The sequence below is a fragment of the Paenibacillus sp. SRL342 genome (assembly GCF_984798905.1).
The window spans coordinates 6,590,488-6,608,307 of the sequence record NZ_OZ481790.1 but is presented as its reverse complement, the minus strand read 5'-3'; the positions used below and the strand labels follow the sequence as shown (position 1 = coordinate 6,608,307).

The following is a 17,820-nucleotide window of genomic DNA, read 5'->3' as shown; positions in this document are numbered from 1 at the left end:
GGATTGCCTCTTGAAGGTGCAGGTCTGTCCAATTAAGCCATTCCTTTCAAATGCATATTGTTCAATGTATCATTTGTTGAAAGGGGATTCAATGCATAGCGAACGTTTTGAAATTGATGCAGTCATACACATATCGTGATCAGAGGAGGATAACGACATGAACACGAGGGAATGGACAGGCATCATATTGGCAGGAGGTTTATCCAGCCGCATGGGGACCAACAAGGCCATGCTGGAACTGAACGGTTCCCTAGTACTGCAACATGTCACGAAGGCGATGAGACCCGCCGTATCCCGTATCATCGTGGCTGCCGGACCCAATGTGACAACCTACGGTGCAATGGGCTACGACTGCGTTCAGGATCACTATCCGGGGAAGGGGCCACTCGCCGGTCTCCACGCGGCGCTGGAAGCTTCCGATACAGACTGGAATCTGGTATGCGCCTGCGATATGCCGCTCCTGCAAACGTCTTTCTTTGATGGAATAAAAAAACTGGTCGAATCGCATAACTCTTATTCTGCTATCGTTCCACGCGTGGATGGACATGTCCACCCTCTTGCAGGGGCTTATCACATACGAGTGCTCCCTGATCTGGAGCAGCGCCTGATACAGGATCATCTTCGAGTTATGCGATGGCTTGAAGAGATCGGTTGCTGTTATGTCGAAGCAGAAGAGCTTGAGAGAGCGGGCGTTCATCAAGTAGCGATGCAAATGAGTAATATGAACACGCCGGAAGAGTACGAACGTATCCGTAATCAAGATTCTGGACTCGATTCAGATCTGTAAGATACAGGATCACCTGATGATTCTGCATGATGATTGCGATATTGAAGCGGGCTTTGGCCTGTCCAGCGTTTGAATTGTCTGCTGAAATGGGACAGATGGGTGTAACCGAGCTTCCACGCAATTTCCCCGAGCGACAGCTCTGGCTGTTCGATCAATACTTTGGCCTCCTGCAACTTCAAGCTGGACAGGTAAGCCCTGGGCGAACGCCCGTACACCTTGCGAAAGACCTGTAGACCATATCCCGGGCTGATGCCAAACGAGGATATAATCTGCTCTACTTTGACCGTGGATACACTGCTTTCCTTGGTTCGAAGCTGGGCATGGAATGCCTGCTTGATTGCCTCTGCTATAGCTCCCGCATAATGCATGGCTGTTGGAGCTGGTGCATGTGAAGCAGCAACGGAAGTGGTGGACTCCGGTTCATGGTCAGCGGCTTGGGACAACAGGGCGAACAGTTCAAACATGCGTGCCTGCATGATCATTTTGTCAGTGGACGTGTAGGCCTCAGATATGTTAATCATCCCCATCCAACTCTCCAGCACAACGCGCATCTTCCTATTATCTGCCGTACCTGCTGCGTAGATTCGGCTGTGCTGTGACATCAGCTTCAGGGTGAAGACCGGATCATCCACATTAAAGTGAGCGCTAAAATAAGTCATGCCTTCCGTGGATACACATTGATTTGTATGTTTGAACCCGGGAGGAATGAGAAGAATGGAACCTTCCTCCACGGTATAGGTATAACCATGAATCACACTCTCCTGCGTACCTTCGATGATCAACATAATCTCAAAGCCCGGATGTGATTCCTCCGGCATCGCCCATCCACAGGGTACTTGTTGGCTGTGAGCACCATAGAATTTGATGTTACAGTCGATAATAGGCAGCCAGTGGGCCAGCGTATGGTGAGGCATTTCTCGGAGCTGTGATCGGATATCCATCATATTCACCTCGGAAAAGGGTAAAAACAACTTGCCTTATACAATCGGCACCCGTAGTATACTTCATTATAATCAGTTTAACGCAAGGATGGATGATCCATGCAACGCATCAGCGTTTGAAGTGGTTGCTGAACAATCCAAGTTCTTCGACCTATAATAATGTAAACGCTACCATTACGGATTGGAATATGTCAACTCTTGCACACGTCAAGAACATTATATTTTCCACCTAAAAAGGAGATTAAATCATGGACAAATTATTATATGGCGTAGCTTACTATGATGAATATATGCCTTACGAAAGATTGGACAAGGACATTCAGATGATGAAGGATGCAGGCATCAACGTGGTCCGTATTGCAGAATCCACCTGGAGTACCCATGAACCGCAGAATGGCGTATTTGACTTTTCTTCCGTAGACCGTGTGCTGGATGCCATGCATGAAGCGGGAATTCAGGTTATCGTCGGGACACCAACGTATGCTGTTCCAACATGGATGGTCAAGGAACATCCGGACGTGCTGGCTACCACCTCTCAGGGACCTGGTAAATACGGCGCAAGACAGATCATGGATATTACACACCCAACCTATCTATTCTATGCCGAACGGATCATCCGGAAGCTAATCTCTCGGGTAAGCACACATCCAGCGGTTATCGGTTATCAGACAGATAACGAGACAAAGCATTACAATACGGCCGGAGATAATGTGCAACTGCAATTCGTCAAATATATGCGGAACAAGTTCAGTTCTCTGGAAGAGCTTAACAAGGAATTTGGTCTCGACTACTGGAGCAATCGAATCAATAGCTGGGAGGACTTCCCGTCTGTGGTAGGAACGATCAACGGCAGTCTGGGCGCTGAATTTGCCAAGTTCCAGCGGCAGCTGGTAACCAACTTTTTGGCTTGGCAAGTGGGGATCGTGAATGAATACAAACAGGCAGGACAGTTTGTTACCCAGAACTTCGACTTCGATTGGCGTGGATATTCCTACGGCATTCAAGGGGATGTGGATCATTTTGCCGCATCGAAACCTTTTGACATCACCAGTGTGGACATCTACCATCCTTCCCAGGATGATCTGACAGGCATTGAAATTTCATTCGGCGGGGATGTGGCGCGTTCGACCAAACAATCGAACTATCTGGTACTGGAGACCGAAGCGCAGGCGTTCTGGCATTGGGTTCCGTATCCGGGACAACTGCGTTTGCAGGCATTCAGTCATCTGGCATCAGGGGCGAACATGGTCGCTTACTGGCACTGGCATTCGTTGCACAATTCGTTTGAGACGTATTGGAAAGGATTGCTCAGTCATGATTTCGAACCGAATCCGGTGTACAACGAAGCGAAGACCATTGGTAGGGATTTTGCAAGACTGAGTCCTCAGCTTGTGAATCTGAAGAAAAAGAATCGGGTGGCAGTGCTTTTTAGCAATGAGGCTCTGACATCCATCAAATGGTTTGGTTTTAACTTCACCAGTGACAAGAACTACAATGACGTGGTGCGCTGGATGTACGATGAATTGTACAAGATGAACATTAGCTGTGACCTCATCGACCCATCGGTTGAGAGTTATGCGGAGTATGACGTGCTCGTTGTACCTGCTCTGTATGCTGCTTCGGATGCATTGCTGGAAAAATTGAATCAATTCGTACAGGATGGCGGACATATCGTCTACTCGTTCAAAAGCGGATTCACAAATGAGCATATCAAGGTACGCTCTACCCGCCAGCCCGGCTTAATTAGTGAGGCATGCGGGATCAGCTACAACCTATTTGTAGAGCCAAAACATGTTTCGCTGCGCGATGATCCATTTGGAGTTGGTGAAGAGCAGAACCAGGTCCACACCTGGATGGAACTGATTACGCCGACAACGGCTGAAGTACTCGCTTGGTATGATCATCCACATTGGGGTGAGTATGCGGCAATTACCCAGAATGCCTATGGAAAAGGCAAAGCAACCTATGTCGGCTGTTATACCAGTTCTGCGGTGATCCGTAAGGTGTTGGAACGTGTCATGAAGGAAGCGGGTGTATGGGGAGCTGATCAGGAGCTGGCTTTTCCTGTCATTGTGAAGACAGGTGTGAACGATCAAGGGAACACGATTCGCTATTATTTCAATTATGCGGATGAGGCCACATCCTTCGTGAATGCTTATGGAGAAGGGACTGAACTTCTGGCCGGAACCCCTATTGCTGAAGGAGAGAAGATCGAGTTGGAACCATGGGGCATACGGATTGTCGAACAATAATAGGAAATAATAAATATAGGTATATAAGTTGATTTTAACATTTCCAAACGAATATAAAGACCAAAGCGCCCTCGGCTTCCATGCTGGGGCGTTTATCTATTTTAGCTCAGGAGTGGATGCGCTGTGTTTACCGAATGTTATCGGAAGCTGATAGATCCTTTCAAACGCAGCATTCGCAATAAATTGATTCTTACCATGACGCTGCTGGCCGTTGTGCCCGTCATTGCCATGACCGCTATGGCAGCTGAGAATACCCGCTCTTCCATGGAAGAGGAGATTATGGAGACCAACCGAGCCAATATGAACTGGGCCTCCATCTATCTGGGTGAACAGTTCGCCCGCATGAACAATATTATTTATTCGATTCAGATCAGTGACGAATTGCATCAATATCTGGCATTGAACGAGGAAGCGCCGGCAGCCAGCCGATTCGATGAACAGAAGGCCATGTTCAATATGCTCAACAGTGTATACTATTCGGCGGGTAATTATGTATTTGGTGTTGAACTCTATCTGAAGGAATTGGACACCCTGTTCACCTTCAACTCCATGGATTCTCGCATCAAAGCGGTATCGGAAATACCGGAAGGATATCATGAGCTTTTTGCACAACATAAAGATTTTACAATTATCAATGATCCGGACGATCCGCAAAAGTTCCATATGACCCGCAGCATGAACCGCTTCGAGGATCAGGCACAGATCGGCGCCATCAGTCTGGAGGTCAAGTGGGCTGAGTTCAACCAGACCCTGGAGCTGCTGGATAGCCGGGGAGACTATGCGGTATACATTGCTGACAGTACGGGCAGTCCGGTCTATCAGCCAAACCAAGAGATTCAGCCTTCAGCGGAAGCACTGGAGAAATTGGCTGGCACAAAAGAAAGTTCGGGGTTTATCCGTACAGCCAAGGAGTACGTATTCTTTCATTCCATTGAGCCGTCAGGACTGCGTGTGATCAAGATTGTACCTGCCCATGTTATTAACGAAAGTGCCTTGGAAACGATGAAATACGGATTGGTTGTGGGTGGCCTGGCCACTGTCATATCTGTAGGACTAGCTGCGCTCGTAGCCTGGCGTACATCGAAGCCCATTGTCAGATTGGCAAATTCCATGAAGGGTATTCAACTGATCAAGGACAGGGAAGTGGTGCGAAGCGGTCGGGTAGATGAGATTGGTCTGCTGGAGAAAAATCTGCACGGCATGGCTAGTCGTATTCGGGAACATATTCGCGACAACTACCTGATGAATCTGGAGAAGCAGACGGCCGAGCTCAAAGCACTGCAATCTCAGATCCATCCGCATTTCCTGCAAAATACGTTGCAGATGATTGGCGGCATGGTCTACTCGCAAAAACCGGCAGACAGTTACAAGGTCATTCGAGCCTTGAGCGAGATGTTTCGTTATATTGTGCGAGCGCCGGATGGACTTGTCCCTCTACAGGCTGAACTCGATCAGTTGGAGCATTATATGCTGATTCAGAAGCAACGTTTTGCCGGCAGGCTTGAATATACACTGGAGATTACCGGAGAAATTCGGGCGTGTTATATCCCCAAGTTGTCTTTGCAACCCATTGTGGAGAATGCATTTTTGCATGGTCTGGAGAAGAAACAGGGCGAGTGGAAGCTGGGCATTGAGGTCGTCTGTGAACCTACAGATGTAACCATTCGAATTCGTGATAACGGTATGGGTATGGATGCTGAGAAACTAATGGAGATGCAGTCCAGACTGGAGCGGCTTACCCGGCAGGCAGATCGGGTGTGGAGTTCAGGTACAAGTATTGGACTGGTCAATGCGGCCTCGCGAATTATAATGCATTTTGGACCTGAGTACGGGATGAGCATGGAAAGTGAATATGGACAGGGGACAAGCGTTACGGTACGAATCCCCTGCAATACAGGAGGCGAAGCCTTGTGAACAAGGAACTGTACAGAGTGCTGCTGGTAGATGATGAACCGTGGAACCGGGATATTCTGCGCAACCTGGGAGATTGGAATGAACTCGGCATGACCGTTGCAGGTGAGGCAGAGGATGGTGAGCAGGCCATACAACTGGTCGAGCAGCTTCAGCCTCACATTATCATTACGGACATGCGCATGCCCGGCACAGACGGTGTGGAGCTGTTACAGACGTTGAGCGGACAATACCCTCAGATCAAGGTGATCGTGGTGAGCGGATATGATGACTTCAATTATGCCAAACATGCGATTCGCCATCGGGCTGCAGATTATCTGCTCAAACCGGTGAATCCGGATGAACTGAATGGTGTACTTGCCAAATGTGCAAAAGAATTGGAAAAGGTGGAATCTGCGCCTGAATCATGGGAATCGTATCCCTCTGCGTTTGCTGGTGAGTTCTCCCTGTTTCAGCAGCAGGCTCGTTTGCGGTTTAATGACCTGAATGTTCAGGGTCTGCGGGAGTGGTTCCAGCAATTGCAGCAGAAGCTGGAACGATGCGAGATTAACAGACCTCGGCAGCTTGGAAGGGTAGCCTATGAATTACAGGCTTTGTTGGATGAACTATGCGTCTCCAATGGCTTGTACGAACGGCCCGAAGCAACGGCGCTACCTCCTTCAACAGCGCTGGCTTCCATCGAATCCACGATCACATGGATTTCGACTCCGTACTATCAGGCTTTGGAGCAGCTCATTGCGCAGCGTAAGTTCAAGAACAAGCTGAACCTGGACGAGGTGAAGCAATACATGGAGCAGCACTGTATGGAGATGATTACGCTGGAGCAGCTCGCCCAGATCTTTTTTGTCAGCAAGGAATATCTCAGCAAGGTATTCAAGAAGGAGTATGAGGTGAACGTGACCGACTATGTTGTCCAATTACGTATGACGAGAGCGAAAGAGTGGGTGATGGACGAACAGATTCCGTTCAAGCATGTTGCCGAGATGGCGGGTTATGAAGATGTGTCCTACTTCTATCGGGTTTTCAAAAAGCATTTCGGAGTATCTCCTGGGGAGATGCGGAAGGGACAACCTCGTATGTCAGGCAATTCAAGCAGCAGCACGGAATGAGTCGTTCGAGAGAGCATTTGCGGCAGGATTAAGGTTTAAAATAATCCAATACACAAGTCTAATTTTGTCCAATGAAGCGCTTTCATCCTCTGATATATAATGAGCCTATGAAAGACAAACCAGTTACACACCGGGAGGTCATAAGAGATGAAAGTATGGAAAAGTGTAGCAAGTGCGGTACTGGTCAGTGTTCTGCTCGCAGGTTGCGGTTCCAATGCAGGAACGGACAATGGGCAGGAGGAATCGGCATCAGGCAGCACGGTATCACTCAAAGTATTCGTTGCACAACCTCGGCTGAAAGAACATTACGATAAATATATAGAACAGTTCAAAGCCAAGGAGAAAGCAGAAAAAAACATTGAGGTGAACGTGCAACTGGAGATGCCGCCAGCGGACAATGCCCCTCAGATTCTGAAGACTCGTCTCGCCTCCAATGATGCACCGGATGTGTTCGCCCTGCATGCAGTCAATGAGATTCCACCATTCAGCAAAGCGGGTTATCTGGAAGACCTGTCGGGCCAACCTTTTGTCGATAAGCTGCTGGATTCGGTTAAACCTTCCATAACGGATGCGGAGGGCAAAATCGTAGCTGTTCCATTGGAAACAGTATCATGGGGCTATCTGTACAATAAAGATATTTTCGAAGAGCAAGGGCTGGAAGTGCCAACGACTTTAACGGAAATGAAAGCGGTCGTGGAGAAACTCAAAGCAGCCAACATTACACCGTTTGAACTATCCTACAAAGAAGCCTGGATTCCGCAATTATTCCTGCCACTTACCGTGGGTGCATTAACTCAGTCTGAGCACAAAGACTTCGTGGAGAAGATGAATCAGGATCAGGGCTCCTTCTCCGATATGAAAGCATTGTTTGATATCTTCGATCTCGTCAATGCCAATGGAACGGACAAAGCGCTGGAAGTGGGCGGAGATGATGGTTCAGCAGCCTTCGCATCAGGAAGCGCCGCGATGTGGATTCAGGGACCATGGTTTGCCGAAACCATTCTGAAGTCCAACCCGGACTTGAACTTTGGTGTAGCACCAATGCCGATTAATGACAATCCGGATGATACCAAAATCAATCTGAGTACCTCCACTTCACTGGCAGTATCGTCATCTAGCAAAAACAAAGAAGTGGCACTCGATTTCGTGAACTACATTCTCGATGACAAGGATTCAAGTGCATTCTTCGAAGCACTCAAGTTCAATCCGATTGCCAAGATCCATGACTTCAAGAGCTTCCCGTGGGTAGACGATGCTCAGAAATATGTGAGTGAAGGTAAAGCATATGAGGACCCATCCCTCCCTCAAGCGGTGAAAGACGAGTCAGGCAAAGCGTTGCAAGGCTACTACTCTGGGCAATTAAATCAACAGCAGGTTATCGATGCGCTCGACAAGGCGTGGAAATCCTACAACAAAGTCAACAAGTAAGGAGCTGTGAGGAATGGAGTACCTGCTTTTGTTTTGTTGACAAAATCTCAATGGGTTTGGGAGTGTAATCAACAAATGAGCGGTACTTTATTTCGTTACAGTCTCCAAGCAGATGATATGGCAGGCAGAACGTTCTTCGTTCCCTCGTTTACAATCATCCGCTTCGAGTGAAAAGGGGGAGAACCAATGGCTACGAATGTGTTCAAGAAGTATCTGTCACTGCTCGCGTTCACTGCGCCTGCCTTTGTCATCTATGCGATTTTCCTGCTGTATCCCACGTTTAGTGGCATGTTCTATAGTCTGACGGATTGGAACGGACTCAATCGGGATTACAGCTTTATCGGTCTGGGCAACTTCGTGGAATTGTTCAAAGAAGATCCTGACTTTCTGAACTCCCTGTGGTTCACGATGAAATATGTAATATTTATGCTGATTCTGCAAAATGGAATTGCCTTGTTGCTCGCCGTGTTGATTGAGTCACGAACGCGCAGCAAGGGGCTCTTCCGGACGCTGTTCTTCATGCCTAACATGATCAGTACAATCATCAGTGCTTTCATGTGGACATTTATCTTCTCTCAGGTGCTGCCACAGCTCGCACAGAAACTGGCCTTTTCGTTCCTCGACCAGCAATGGCTGGGTGATCCGAAGTTTTCATTTTACTCCATTCTGATCGTATCGCTCTGGAACGGTGTAGGGTATATGATGATCATCTATCTGGCTGCTCTTCAGGGTGTGCCAAAAAGCCTCAAGGAAGCGGCTGTTATTGATGGGGCCAACGCATTCCAGGTGCTGCGCAATGTGGTGTTGCCAATGATTACTCATGCCGTGACCATCTGTTTCTTCCTTACGCTGAACGGAGCATTCAAAGTGTTTGAAGTGGTGTATGGACTGACGGGTGGTGGACCGGGCAGAGCCACGCAGGTGATCACGATGAACATCTATGAAGAAGCGTTCTCCAACAACTTCAGATACGGCTATGCGAGTGCCAAATCGGTTGTGCTGTTCATCATCGTACTCATCTTTACCCTCATCCAGATCACCGTCATGAAGAAGAAAGAGGTGGAAGCATGAGGATGCAACGACTGAACAGTTATCTGATTCGACTGCTGCTGATTCTGGGCTCTCTCGTTGCCATGCTGCCGATCTACATGGCGGTGGTGAACTCTTTCAAAACACAGGGTGAGATGTTCCAATCCTTTCTCGCGCTGCCAACAACGCTTCACTGGGAGAATTATTCGGACGCGTTTAACAAAATCAATCTGCTGGGCAGTTCGATGAACTCGGCGATTGTATCCTTTCTGGGGATCGGGGGAATTGTCTTCTGTGCCTCACTTGCGGGATACAAGCTGTCACGTACCTCCGGACGTTTGAGCAACCTGATCTTCTTCCTGTTTGTTGCGTCCATGTTAGTACCGTTCCACTCAATCATGATTCCGCTGACACGGGTAGCCAAAGGCATGGGGGTGCAAGGAAGCACGTACGGATTGGCTTTGATCTATATCGGGCTTGGTGTGAACATGGCAATCTTCCTCTACCACGGGTTTGTGAAGTCTATTCCGCGTGAATTGGAGGAGTCGGCTCAGATGGATGGATGTAATGAGTTCCAGACGTTCTTCCAGATTATCTTCCCGCTCTTGCTTCCGATCACAGTCACCATCGCGATTCTGGACTTCCTGTGGATCTGGAATGACTTTTTGTTGCCACTGCTCATGCTAACCGATGTGAATCGTTATACGCTGATTCTGTCCACGAACATGCTGTTTGGTGAATATAACAAGGAATGGCCGTTGATTCTGTCCTCCCTGGTACTGACTGCAATTCCGGTTATTCTAATCTATGCGTTTTTCCAGAAGTTCATTATGGAGGGTATTGCGGAGGGTGCGGTCAAAGGGTAGAACATTCAAAGGAATCCCGGAGCGCAGCTGGTATTTACCCGTACTGGTATTCGGCTAAACTTACAAAATTTACGCGAATAGCCTTGATCTGAAGGACATGGTCCTTCCAGGTCAAGGCTGTTTTTTGATTGCGAAGTCAGGAAACAGTATTCGTCGAAGTCAGGATTCAGAATCCATGAGCCTCTGGACAGCCTCTGCGAGGCATTGTAGTCCACGCTCCATCTCATCAGGTGAGGCATAAGCGTAAGACAGCCGAATGTGACTCGCATCCAGCCGGTCATACAGATAACCCGGGTGGATAAGTACATTTTGCTCCAGACAGGTATGGAACAATTGGCGGATGGAGAGAGGGGAGACCGTGAATTGCAGCCAGATATAAAATCCACCAGCGGGTATTTCCCACTCCGCAATACCATGAAAGTGACTTTGAAGCAGCTCCAGCATGGTATCTCTGCGTCTGCGTAGTTCAGGGCGAAGGCGTTCCATATGTCCAGCGTGATGTCCTTCTGCGAACCACAGGGCAGCAGCTTCTTGGGCGAGTGAACTGGTACCATAATCGGTCTGCATCTTGATATCGGCGAAACGGCGAATGACCGGCTCTGGCCCAACTAGCCATCCGAGACGTAGTCCGGGGCTGACTGCTTTTGACAGGGTACCCATATGCAGCACCCGTCCTTCCTGGTCACGCGCCTTCAGCGATGAGGGAGGAGGAGTATCCAGCCACAGATCACTGTAGGCGGCATCCTCCAGTATGGAGATGCCTAGTGTTCGAGCCGTGGTCATCAGTTCTTCCCGGCGGTGATCACTCATGACAGAGCCGGTGGGATTGTGAAAGCTCGGGATCGTGTAGAGAAGCGAGATGTGGTCTTGATCTTTTACATGCTGCGCAGCTTCCTCCAGACGTGCAATGTGTAGGCCTTCGTCATCCATCGGGATACCACTCATTTTCAACCCTGCCGACTGAAAGGCGTGAATGGAATAGAGATACGACGGTTTTTCCAGCAGAACTGCTGATCCGCGAGGGAGAAGTCCGACCGAAATCAAGTGTAGCGCCTGAAGAGAGCCCGATACAATCAGTATGGAATCTGGAGAGGCTGGAATGCCAGTAGCCTGCAAATGGACTGACAAAGCCTCACGAAGCTCCAGGCTTCCTTGAGGTTCCAGGTAGTTGAGTATACGCGAACGATGGGATAGGGAATACAGAATGTCGTTAAAAGCATCCTGAGGCATCAGCTCCGGGGCAAGCTCCCCTGTACCTAGGCGTATGATGCCAGGCCGGAATTCAGCCTGATTAATCTGCTGGATCTCGGGCAGGTTGGGATAATACCAGCCCTCCTCGATGGCTTCGTTCCAGTTAGGCATGGCTCCGTGAGCCATACCATGCCAACCGGAGCCTGAAATATAAGTTCCCCCGCCATGTCTGCCCTCAATCAGACCAGCGGCGGCCAGATTATCAAGGGCAGTGACCAATGTACTGCGGTTTACCCCCATGGACTCAGCCCATATTCGCTGTGAGGGGAGACGGTATCCTGCTGACCATTCGCCCGTTGTGATTTTCTGCCGGACATAGGCTTCAATCTGGCGATACAAGGGCAAGTCGAGAGAAGGGTTCGGCTTCCACCCCATGTTTAGCCGGGAATCAGAACGTTCCATTACAGGCAGAATCACCTCCGTTTGAATTTACACTTGGTACTTCGATGGCAGAACAACCTTCCGATCGCTGTTATCCCCAGATTTTTAAATTTGATTTTATAAAGGTGAAAATCTGGGGATAAAGGCGAACGCTTCGCTTCTTCAGGTTATTTCTGCCCTCTCCGTTTACGTGTAAATTTTTATTTTTTATATAGTTAGCTTCTGAAATGACACTTTGTAACGAACACTATATCATTTGGTTGGGTCTGATGCCATCCAAGTGGTTGGTTACGTCAGTTATCATCTCCCCTAATATGAAGGACAGAGATAAGGGGGAAGCACGATGGAGGTTGTTATTCACGCAGTGGTTCTGGCGTTTGGCCTGATCTTACCACTGGGTGTGCAGAATGTATTTATTTTTAACCAGGGCATGAGCCAGAGGCGTTATATACATGCACTGCCTGCTGTAATAACGGCAGGGGTCAGTGATACGTTGTTGATCGGGGCAGCCGTTGGAGGGGTGTCGCTCATTTTGCTGCAATGGCCAGTTCTGGCGAATGTGTTGTATGGCGCAGGAAGTTTGTTTTTGCTGTATATGGCTTGGAGTATCTGGAGGTCATCCGAATCTGTGGAAGGTTCGCAAACGGTAATGTCAGCAGGGCGACAGATTGCGTTCGCCGCATCCGTATCTTTACTCAATCCCCATGCGCTGCTGGACACCGTTGCCGTGATTGGCACCAGTTCACTTGAGTATGAAGGGGTGGAGCGCATCTATTTTGCCCTGACAGCCGCGGCTGTATCGTGGATATGGTTCTTGGGACTTGCAGGCGCAGGCAGGGTGATTGGCAGAACGGATCGAACTGGACGCATCAGTCTGGTGTTTAATCGGTTGTCCGCTGTGGTCATGGTTGGGCTGGCGGTTATGATGCTGTGGAAGCTCATCTATTCATAGAAGGACCGTGATGTGACTCATCCTGTTAAAATAAAAAAACTCCCCGTGACGTTAATCGCACGGAGGGTTCAATGTAGGTGCTGAATTTGATTATCAGCATAGCTAACTGATCTAGTTATTGAGTAGGAATATGTAGTGCTCGATAATACTTCGATGTTGTGTCTCCCATATATGGCGGGTCATTTGAATTAGGGTCATCGTAATCGGATCTATTCCGCCTTCAGCAGCATGGATTCAATAAACACTTTCAGATCACGGCTTACACTGTTCAACTGATCAATGACCTCGCTGAACTCGGTTACCAGCACCGCTTGTTGGTTGCTAGACTGTGAGATGGATGTGATCTCCTGCTCCATCTGCTGAATGGAATGCTGAACATCCTTCAAGGAACGTTCGATATTCACCGTAGCTTCTTTGGTACCTGTAGAAAGTTTGCGCACTTCAGATGCAACAACGCTGAATCCGGCGCCTGCTTCACCTGCTCGGGCTGCTTCGATGGCTGCATTCAGGCCGAGCAGATTGGTCTGTTCTGAGATTTCACGGATGAATGCGGCGACTTTGTTCACTTCACCTGAGTTCTGCACAGCCATGCGGGTATTATCCAAAATCTGCGTGGAAGATGCCGTCAATTGCTCGGATTGGGCGGCTACCGTCTGCACCATATCTGTTAATTTTCCGCTGATACCGCCGATCAATTCAGTGAAGTACTCCAGTTTTTCTTCATTCTGAAGAGAGAAACCAATGGCAAGTGTGCCTACGATATTTCCTTGCTCATCCCGAAGTGGGGTGGCCGCCGAGTTGATGGATGTGCCATAGAATTTTGCATCAATACGGTTCGCTGAAGTTTCTCCATGTATAAGTGCCCGGCGGAGTGTAGGGTCATCGAGGGAAACGGGGTCTCCTGCCTTGATGCCCAGATCGAGTTCGTTGCTGGGAACATAATACCAGAACTTCTCCGTGTCGGTTACCGCAATCATGATATCATGTTCTTTCAGCATAATTTTAAAATATGGACTTGCTGCAACGAGTGCTTCAACGATGTTCAATAAGGTTCAGCTCCTATAATGTATATGTATCATCTAGATGTATTGTATACATCGTCAGAATGAGGTTAATCTTGAAGGCCTGATAAGGGCATAACGTATATTAATTAAATTTCCAACAAATGAAACAGGGGAATTGGAGTTTTTCAGAAATTTACGAAAAAATAACGAAAAAGCAGACAAGAACATCATGCTCTTGTCTGCTTTGGTTATCCACCTATGTTTTATGACACGCTTCACTTCACGTTATGAAAGCTGATTTACGTAAGGGGTCACCGCGCCAGCGTTACCTCTTCCGTTGTGTGAAGAGGTCTTCCTGACGGTACAGATATATATCCATACGCAGGAATGCGCGGTCGTGTTATATGCGTACTGTTGCTATCCGCCAATCTGGGACATGCGGCGTACCGTCGGTGTATGAGATTGCATTTTTTGTTCCAAAGCCAGAGCCATCTCATGATTCTTTGGTTTCGTACCCAGCGCTTTGAGGAAAAGCGCCGCCATGGCATTCGGATCATCCACGAAGCGGCGAACATTATACTCATCTGACCAGTAGAGGCAGGCTTTGATATGTCCGTCTGCGGTCAGCCGAAGTCGGTTGCAATTGTCACAGAAGTGATCGCTTACGGGATGAATCAATCCAAATGTGCCTTCGGAGCCCGCAATTTTCATATTTCGTGATGGGCCATTGCCCGCAGGGCCTGTTGTATTTTCTACCGTCCAGCCTGCTTCAGCACATACATCTGTCACGGCTTCCAGCGGCAAATAAGATTTGCGCCATGAATCTGAAGCCTGTCCAATCGGCATATATTCAATAAAACGCACATGAAGAGGTTGATCAATCGTCATTGCAATAAAATCCTTGATCTCATCATCGTTGATACCCTTCATCAGCACAACATTCAGCTTGATCGGAGCAAGGCCAGCGGCAGTTGCAGCTTCAATGCCTTTCAGCACCTTGTTCACATCTCCGCCGCGGGTAATCATGGAGAAGCGATCAGCGCGCAGGGAATCCAGACTGATGTTAATCCGGTTCAACCCGGCATCTTTCAACGCCTGAGCTTGTTTGTCCAGCAGAAGAGCGTTGGTAGTCAGGGCAATATCGTCAATCCCGTCAATTGCCGAGATCATGCTGACGAGCTTGTGCAGATCCTTGCGTACCAACGGTTCGCCCCCGGTGAGTCGGACTTTGCGCATGCCCATGGGAGCGAGCACCTTCAGCACCTGCGCAATCTCTTCGTAGCTCATAATCTCATCATGTGGAGCAAACTCCATGCCCTCTGCAGGCATGCAGTACACACAGCGTAAATTACAGCGGTCCGTAACAGAAATACGGATGTAGTCATGTATCCGGCCAAATGAATCCTGAAGCAGTTCCATGCAGACCACCCTTTCATCGGTTCAGATTGGAAATCTTCTATTATAAATGATACGACAATTTCAAAAGGAACAGTTGCATCAAATTTTAGCTATTTCTCCAATCCGCGTCAACGATGACGTCAGATGACAGCATTTTTGGCAGGATGGTTTAGATGGAATTGACCCACGAGTTGTTGCAGAAAGACGGTAATGGCTTCCACATTATGAGAAGAATGCTGAACCTGCAACATATCACGGATCAGCTCCATCATCTCTGCTTCTACCTCAGCAGAAGTCGCCCGATTTTGATGGCTGATTGCAGCAATATTCTCCATCAGCATGACCACTTGATCCACGACTTGCGTGCGCTCAGGTTCTTCAGCGGTAGCATTTTGCAGAAGTTGCGAAGCGGCCTGAACCAGTGTTGTTCCTTCAGCCAGTACCTGATCACCCTCTGTGATTAATTGAGATGCGGCTCCTGCTGCCGTTGAGATTCGGTCCAGAATCTGATGAATATTTTCAGTTGAAGAGCGGGATAACTCGGCCAGCTTGCGGATTTCCCCTGCCACGACTGAGAACCCTTGGCCATGTTCGCCCACGCGTGCAGCTTCAATGGTGGCATTCAGAGCCAGCAGGTTGGTCTGAGCTGAAATTTCATCAATGACAGCCAGTGCACGGTAAATCTCTTTCATGGTATCCATGAAGGACAGGATGGTACGGTTGGTATCGGACACCGCTCCTGAGATTTGGGTCATTTTATCGCCGATTCGTTCCACTTCCTGTTGAGCCACGCTGATCTGTTCGGTAGCAGAGGTCTCCAGTTGTTGCAGCGTTATGCGCATGTGATCAGCAGCGATCTTGGCCTGGTCGAGATCTTCCAGTTGGGTGCGAATGGCCTGAATCATCGAACCAAGCTTGTAGTTCACACGCTCAGTCGTACCTTGGGTTGTCTCTGTTGAAGTTCGCATCTGATACTGATTATCCATAACGTCTACCGTGGCAAGTTGTACCTTCAGCATAATGCCTTCCAGAGAATCGATCATGTTGTTGATCCACTTCGCCAGTTCACCTGATTCATCTTGGGCAAAAGCAGACGTGTCCAGGCGCTGGGTCAGATCCCCCCTGCCTTCGGCGTTAATTCGAATAAATCGGCTGATGCGACGCAAGTCTTCATGAACTCGTTGATATTGGCTGCGATGCAGCTGTAATGCAGTGAAGAATCCGAATAACACATTAACAGCGGCCATTGCTGCTGCGCTCCACCCACTACCAGTGAGGGCATAGACAAGAGCTGCTCCTGCAACGCCTGACAAAAGCGTGAAGAGACTGTGCTGCTTGAACTGGCGCCAGCCGATGCTTCGTATCCGATACACTTCCTCCAGATCCCCTTCACACATCATGCCCCAGCGATCAGGACAGTGTGGCAGCTGGAAGGTGATGCCTTTGCCGATCACAGAAATATGGCGATAGTCCGAGTAGCCGGGAAAAGCTACGAACAGATTGGAACCATTCTGAATGGTGTTTGCTACTCCGGGGTGTAGTTCTCCGGTCGACGGGTCAGTGAACATGAGTTCCAGCTCGGTATGCTCCTTGACGGAAACGATACCCCATTCGGTGGTGACACCATCTTTGAGATTTTCCCCATGTGTAAAAGTACGGTCCTCGAAGCGGCTTCGGGATAAGGCGGTGCCTGGTTGCAGATGGGGCCGTAATATTGACTCAGCCATAAAGAGGTAATTGTCACCGGAATCAGGATAGATATGACCAGATTCTCGTTGGATCAGGTCACCGAGTATATCCCCGGGTACACGGCTGCATAATGAACCGACATATCGACCTTCCTGCAGGATTGGGGAGATAAACAGCAAGGTGACATCATCGTGAAAAGCGGACGAGCGTGGACCAATATCCAACGTCAGTGGATCAGAATAAGGACCATACAAGCATTTTTTTCCATGGAGATCTGCTCTGGAGTATTTCAATCCTGGTCCAATTAAAGCTTCGTAATCTTCATAGATCTGTCCAATATGTTTCTTATATGTAGAGAATACCACCTGATTCTGTTCGTTCAGCATGAATAGCTCCGTACTGTCTACGGCTCGAATATAACTGGATTGAAACCATGCATCTAGTTTGCTTCGTTGCTGTGAACCTTGTAATACATCCTCTAATTGGACCGACTGTATCTGTTGGAGCAAACGGTCCAGGTGATTCCATTGTTCATCTGCCCAGTCCATCATAAGCTGCCGTCTCGTTTCCGCAATCCCCTCAAAGATCTGTTCGACATCTTCCTTCATATGTGCGTTCAACCGATACGATCGCCACAGCGGCAATCCTTTTCTCCATCCCAGCCAATCAAACATCATGACCACCCCAATTTCTGGATTCTATATTCAATCTTTATACAAGAAAACGAACAAGAATACGAGGGGATATGTCATATTTTCCGAATATTCATTCAATAAATACAAATGATCGTACGTTTATTGTTAGGTGAAATATATGTTAGCT

At 48.5% G+C, this 17,820-nt stretch carries 13 protein-coding genes; 8 read left to right on the top strand and 5 right to left on the bottom strand.

All coding sequences use genetic code 11. From position 1 onward, the window contains the following. The first annotated feature begins 157 nt into the window (after nucleotides 1-157). Nucleotides 158-787, top strand: coding sequence for a molybdenum cofactor guanylyltransferase (mobA, locus tag AC4E8D_RS29340; protein WP_339305959.1), 630 nt, complete (start codon nucleotides 158-160; stop codon nucleotides 785-787). Here the strand turns inward: mobA and AC4E8D_RS29335 are convergent. Beyond that, nucleotides 757-1,731: an AraC family transcriptional regulator gene (locus tag AC4E8D_RS29335; protein WP_490205588.1), complete on the bottom strand. Its 975-nt coding sequence runs from the start codon at nucleotides 1,729-1,731 to the stop codon at nucleotides 757-759. The two genes, mobA and AC4E8D_RS29335, sit on opposite strands and share 31 nt — an antisense overlap. 245 nt (nucleotides 1,732-1,976) lie before the next feature. On the opposite strand from AC4E8D_RS29335, the gene AC4E8D_RS29330 reads away from it, so the two are divergent. From AC4E8D_RS29330 to AC4E8D_RS29305, 6 genes are all read left to right on the top strand, one after another. Next, nucleotides 1,977-3,980: a beta-galactosidase gene (locus AC4E8D_RS29330; protein ID WP_490205587.1), complete on the top strand. Its 2,004-nt coding sequence runs from the start codon at nucleotides 1,977-1,979 to the stop codon at nucleotides 3,978-3,980. Between the two features lie 123 nt (nucleotides 3,981-4,103). Further along, nucleotides 4,104-5,894, top strand: a complete 1,791-nt coding sequence (locus tag AC4E8D_RS29325) for a sensor histidine kinase (protein WP_490205586.1) — start codon at nucleotides 4,104-4,106, stop codon at nucleotides 5,892-5,894. After that, nucleotides 5,891-7,000, top strand: a complete 1,110-nt coding sequence (locus AC4E8D_RS29320; RefSeq protein ID WP_339305951.1) for a response regulator transcription factor — start codon at nucleotides 5,891-5,893, stop codon at nucleotides 6,998-7,000. Before AC4E8D_RS29325 ends, AC4E8D_RS29320 begins: the two co-directional genes overlap by 4 nt. A 147-nt stretch (nucleotides 7,001-7,147) precedes the next feature. After that, complete coding sequence (locus AC4E8D_RS29315; protein ID WP_221825477.1) at nucleotides 7,148-8,428, top strand: ABC transporter substrate-binding protein; 1,281 nt, start codon at nucleotides 7,148-7,150, stop codon at nucleotides 8,426-8,428. A gap of 186 nt (nucleotides 8,429-8,614) precedes the next feature. Next, complete coding sequence (locus AC4E8D_RS29310; RefSeq protein WP_145324507.1) at nucleotides 8,615-9,499, top strand: carbohydrate ABC transporter permease; 885 nt, start codon at nucleotides 8,615-8,617, stop codon at nucleotides 9,497-9,499. Next, nucleotides 9,496-10,323, top strand: a complete 828-nt coding sequence (locus tag AC4E8D_RS29305; protein WP_047840740.1) for a carbohydrate ABC transporter permease — start codon at nucleotides 9,496-9,498, stop codon at nucleotides 10,321-10,323. The genes AC4E8D_RS29310 and AC4E8D_RS29305 overlap by 4 nt, the downstream gene beginning before the upstream one ends. A 159-nt stretch (nucleotides 10,324-10,482) precedes the next feature. Here AC4E8D_RS29305 and AC4E8D_RS29300 read toward each other — a convergent pair whose 3' ends face one another. Beyond that, nucleotides 10,483-11,976: an aminotransferase-like domain-containing protein gene (locus AC4E8D_RS29300; protein WP_339305947.1), complete on the bottom strand. Its 1,494-nt coding sequence runs from the start codon at nucleotides 11,974-11,976 to the stop codon at nucleotides 10,483-10,485. Nucleotides 11,977-12,298: 322 nt separating this feature from the next. Here AC4E8D_RS29300 and AC4E8D_RS29295 point away from each other — a divergent pair, with 322 nt between their 5' ends. Then, nucleotides 12,299-12,907, top strand: a complete 609-nt coding sequence (locus tag AC4E8D_RS29295) for a LysE/ArgO family amino acid transporter (RefSeq protein ID WP_339305945.1) — start codon at nucleotides 12,299-12,301, stop codon at nucleotides 12,905-12,907. Nucleotides 12,908-13,116: 209 nt separating this feature from the next. Here AC4E8D_RS29295 and AC4E8D_RS29290 read toward each other — a convergent pair whose 3' ends face one another. The 3 genes from AC4E8D_RS29290 to AC4E8D_RS29280 form a co-directional block, all read right to left on the bottom strand. Next, nucleotides 13,117-13,953, bottom strand: coding sequence for a methyl-accepting chemotaxis protein (locus AC4E8D_RS29290; protein ID WP_036612668.1), 837 nt, complete (start codon nucleotides 13,951-13,953; stop codon nucleotides 13,117-13,119). Between the two features lie 375 nt (nucleotides 13,954-14,328). After that, nucleotides 14,329-15,330: a GTP 3',8-cyclase MoaA gene (gene moaA, locus AC4E8D_RS29285; protein ID WP_100528370.1), complete on the bottom strand. Its 1,002-nt coding sequence runs from the start codon at nucleotides 15,328-15,330 to the stop codon at nucleotides 14,329-14,331. Between the two features lie 119 nt (nucleotides 15,331-15,449). Beyond that, a complete protein-coding gene (locus AC4E8D_RS29280; RefSeq protein WP_339305943.1) occupies nucleotides 15,450-17,675 on the bottom strand; it encodes a methyl-accepting chemotaxis protein in 2,226 nt (741 codons plus the stop codon). Between the last annotated feature and the right edge of the window lie 145 nt (nucleotides 17,676-17,820).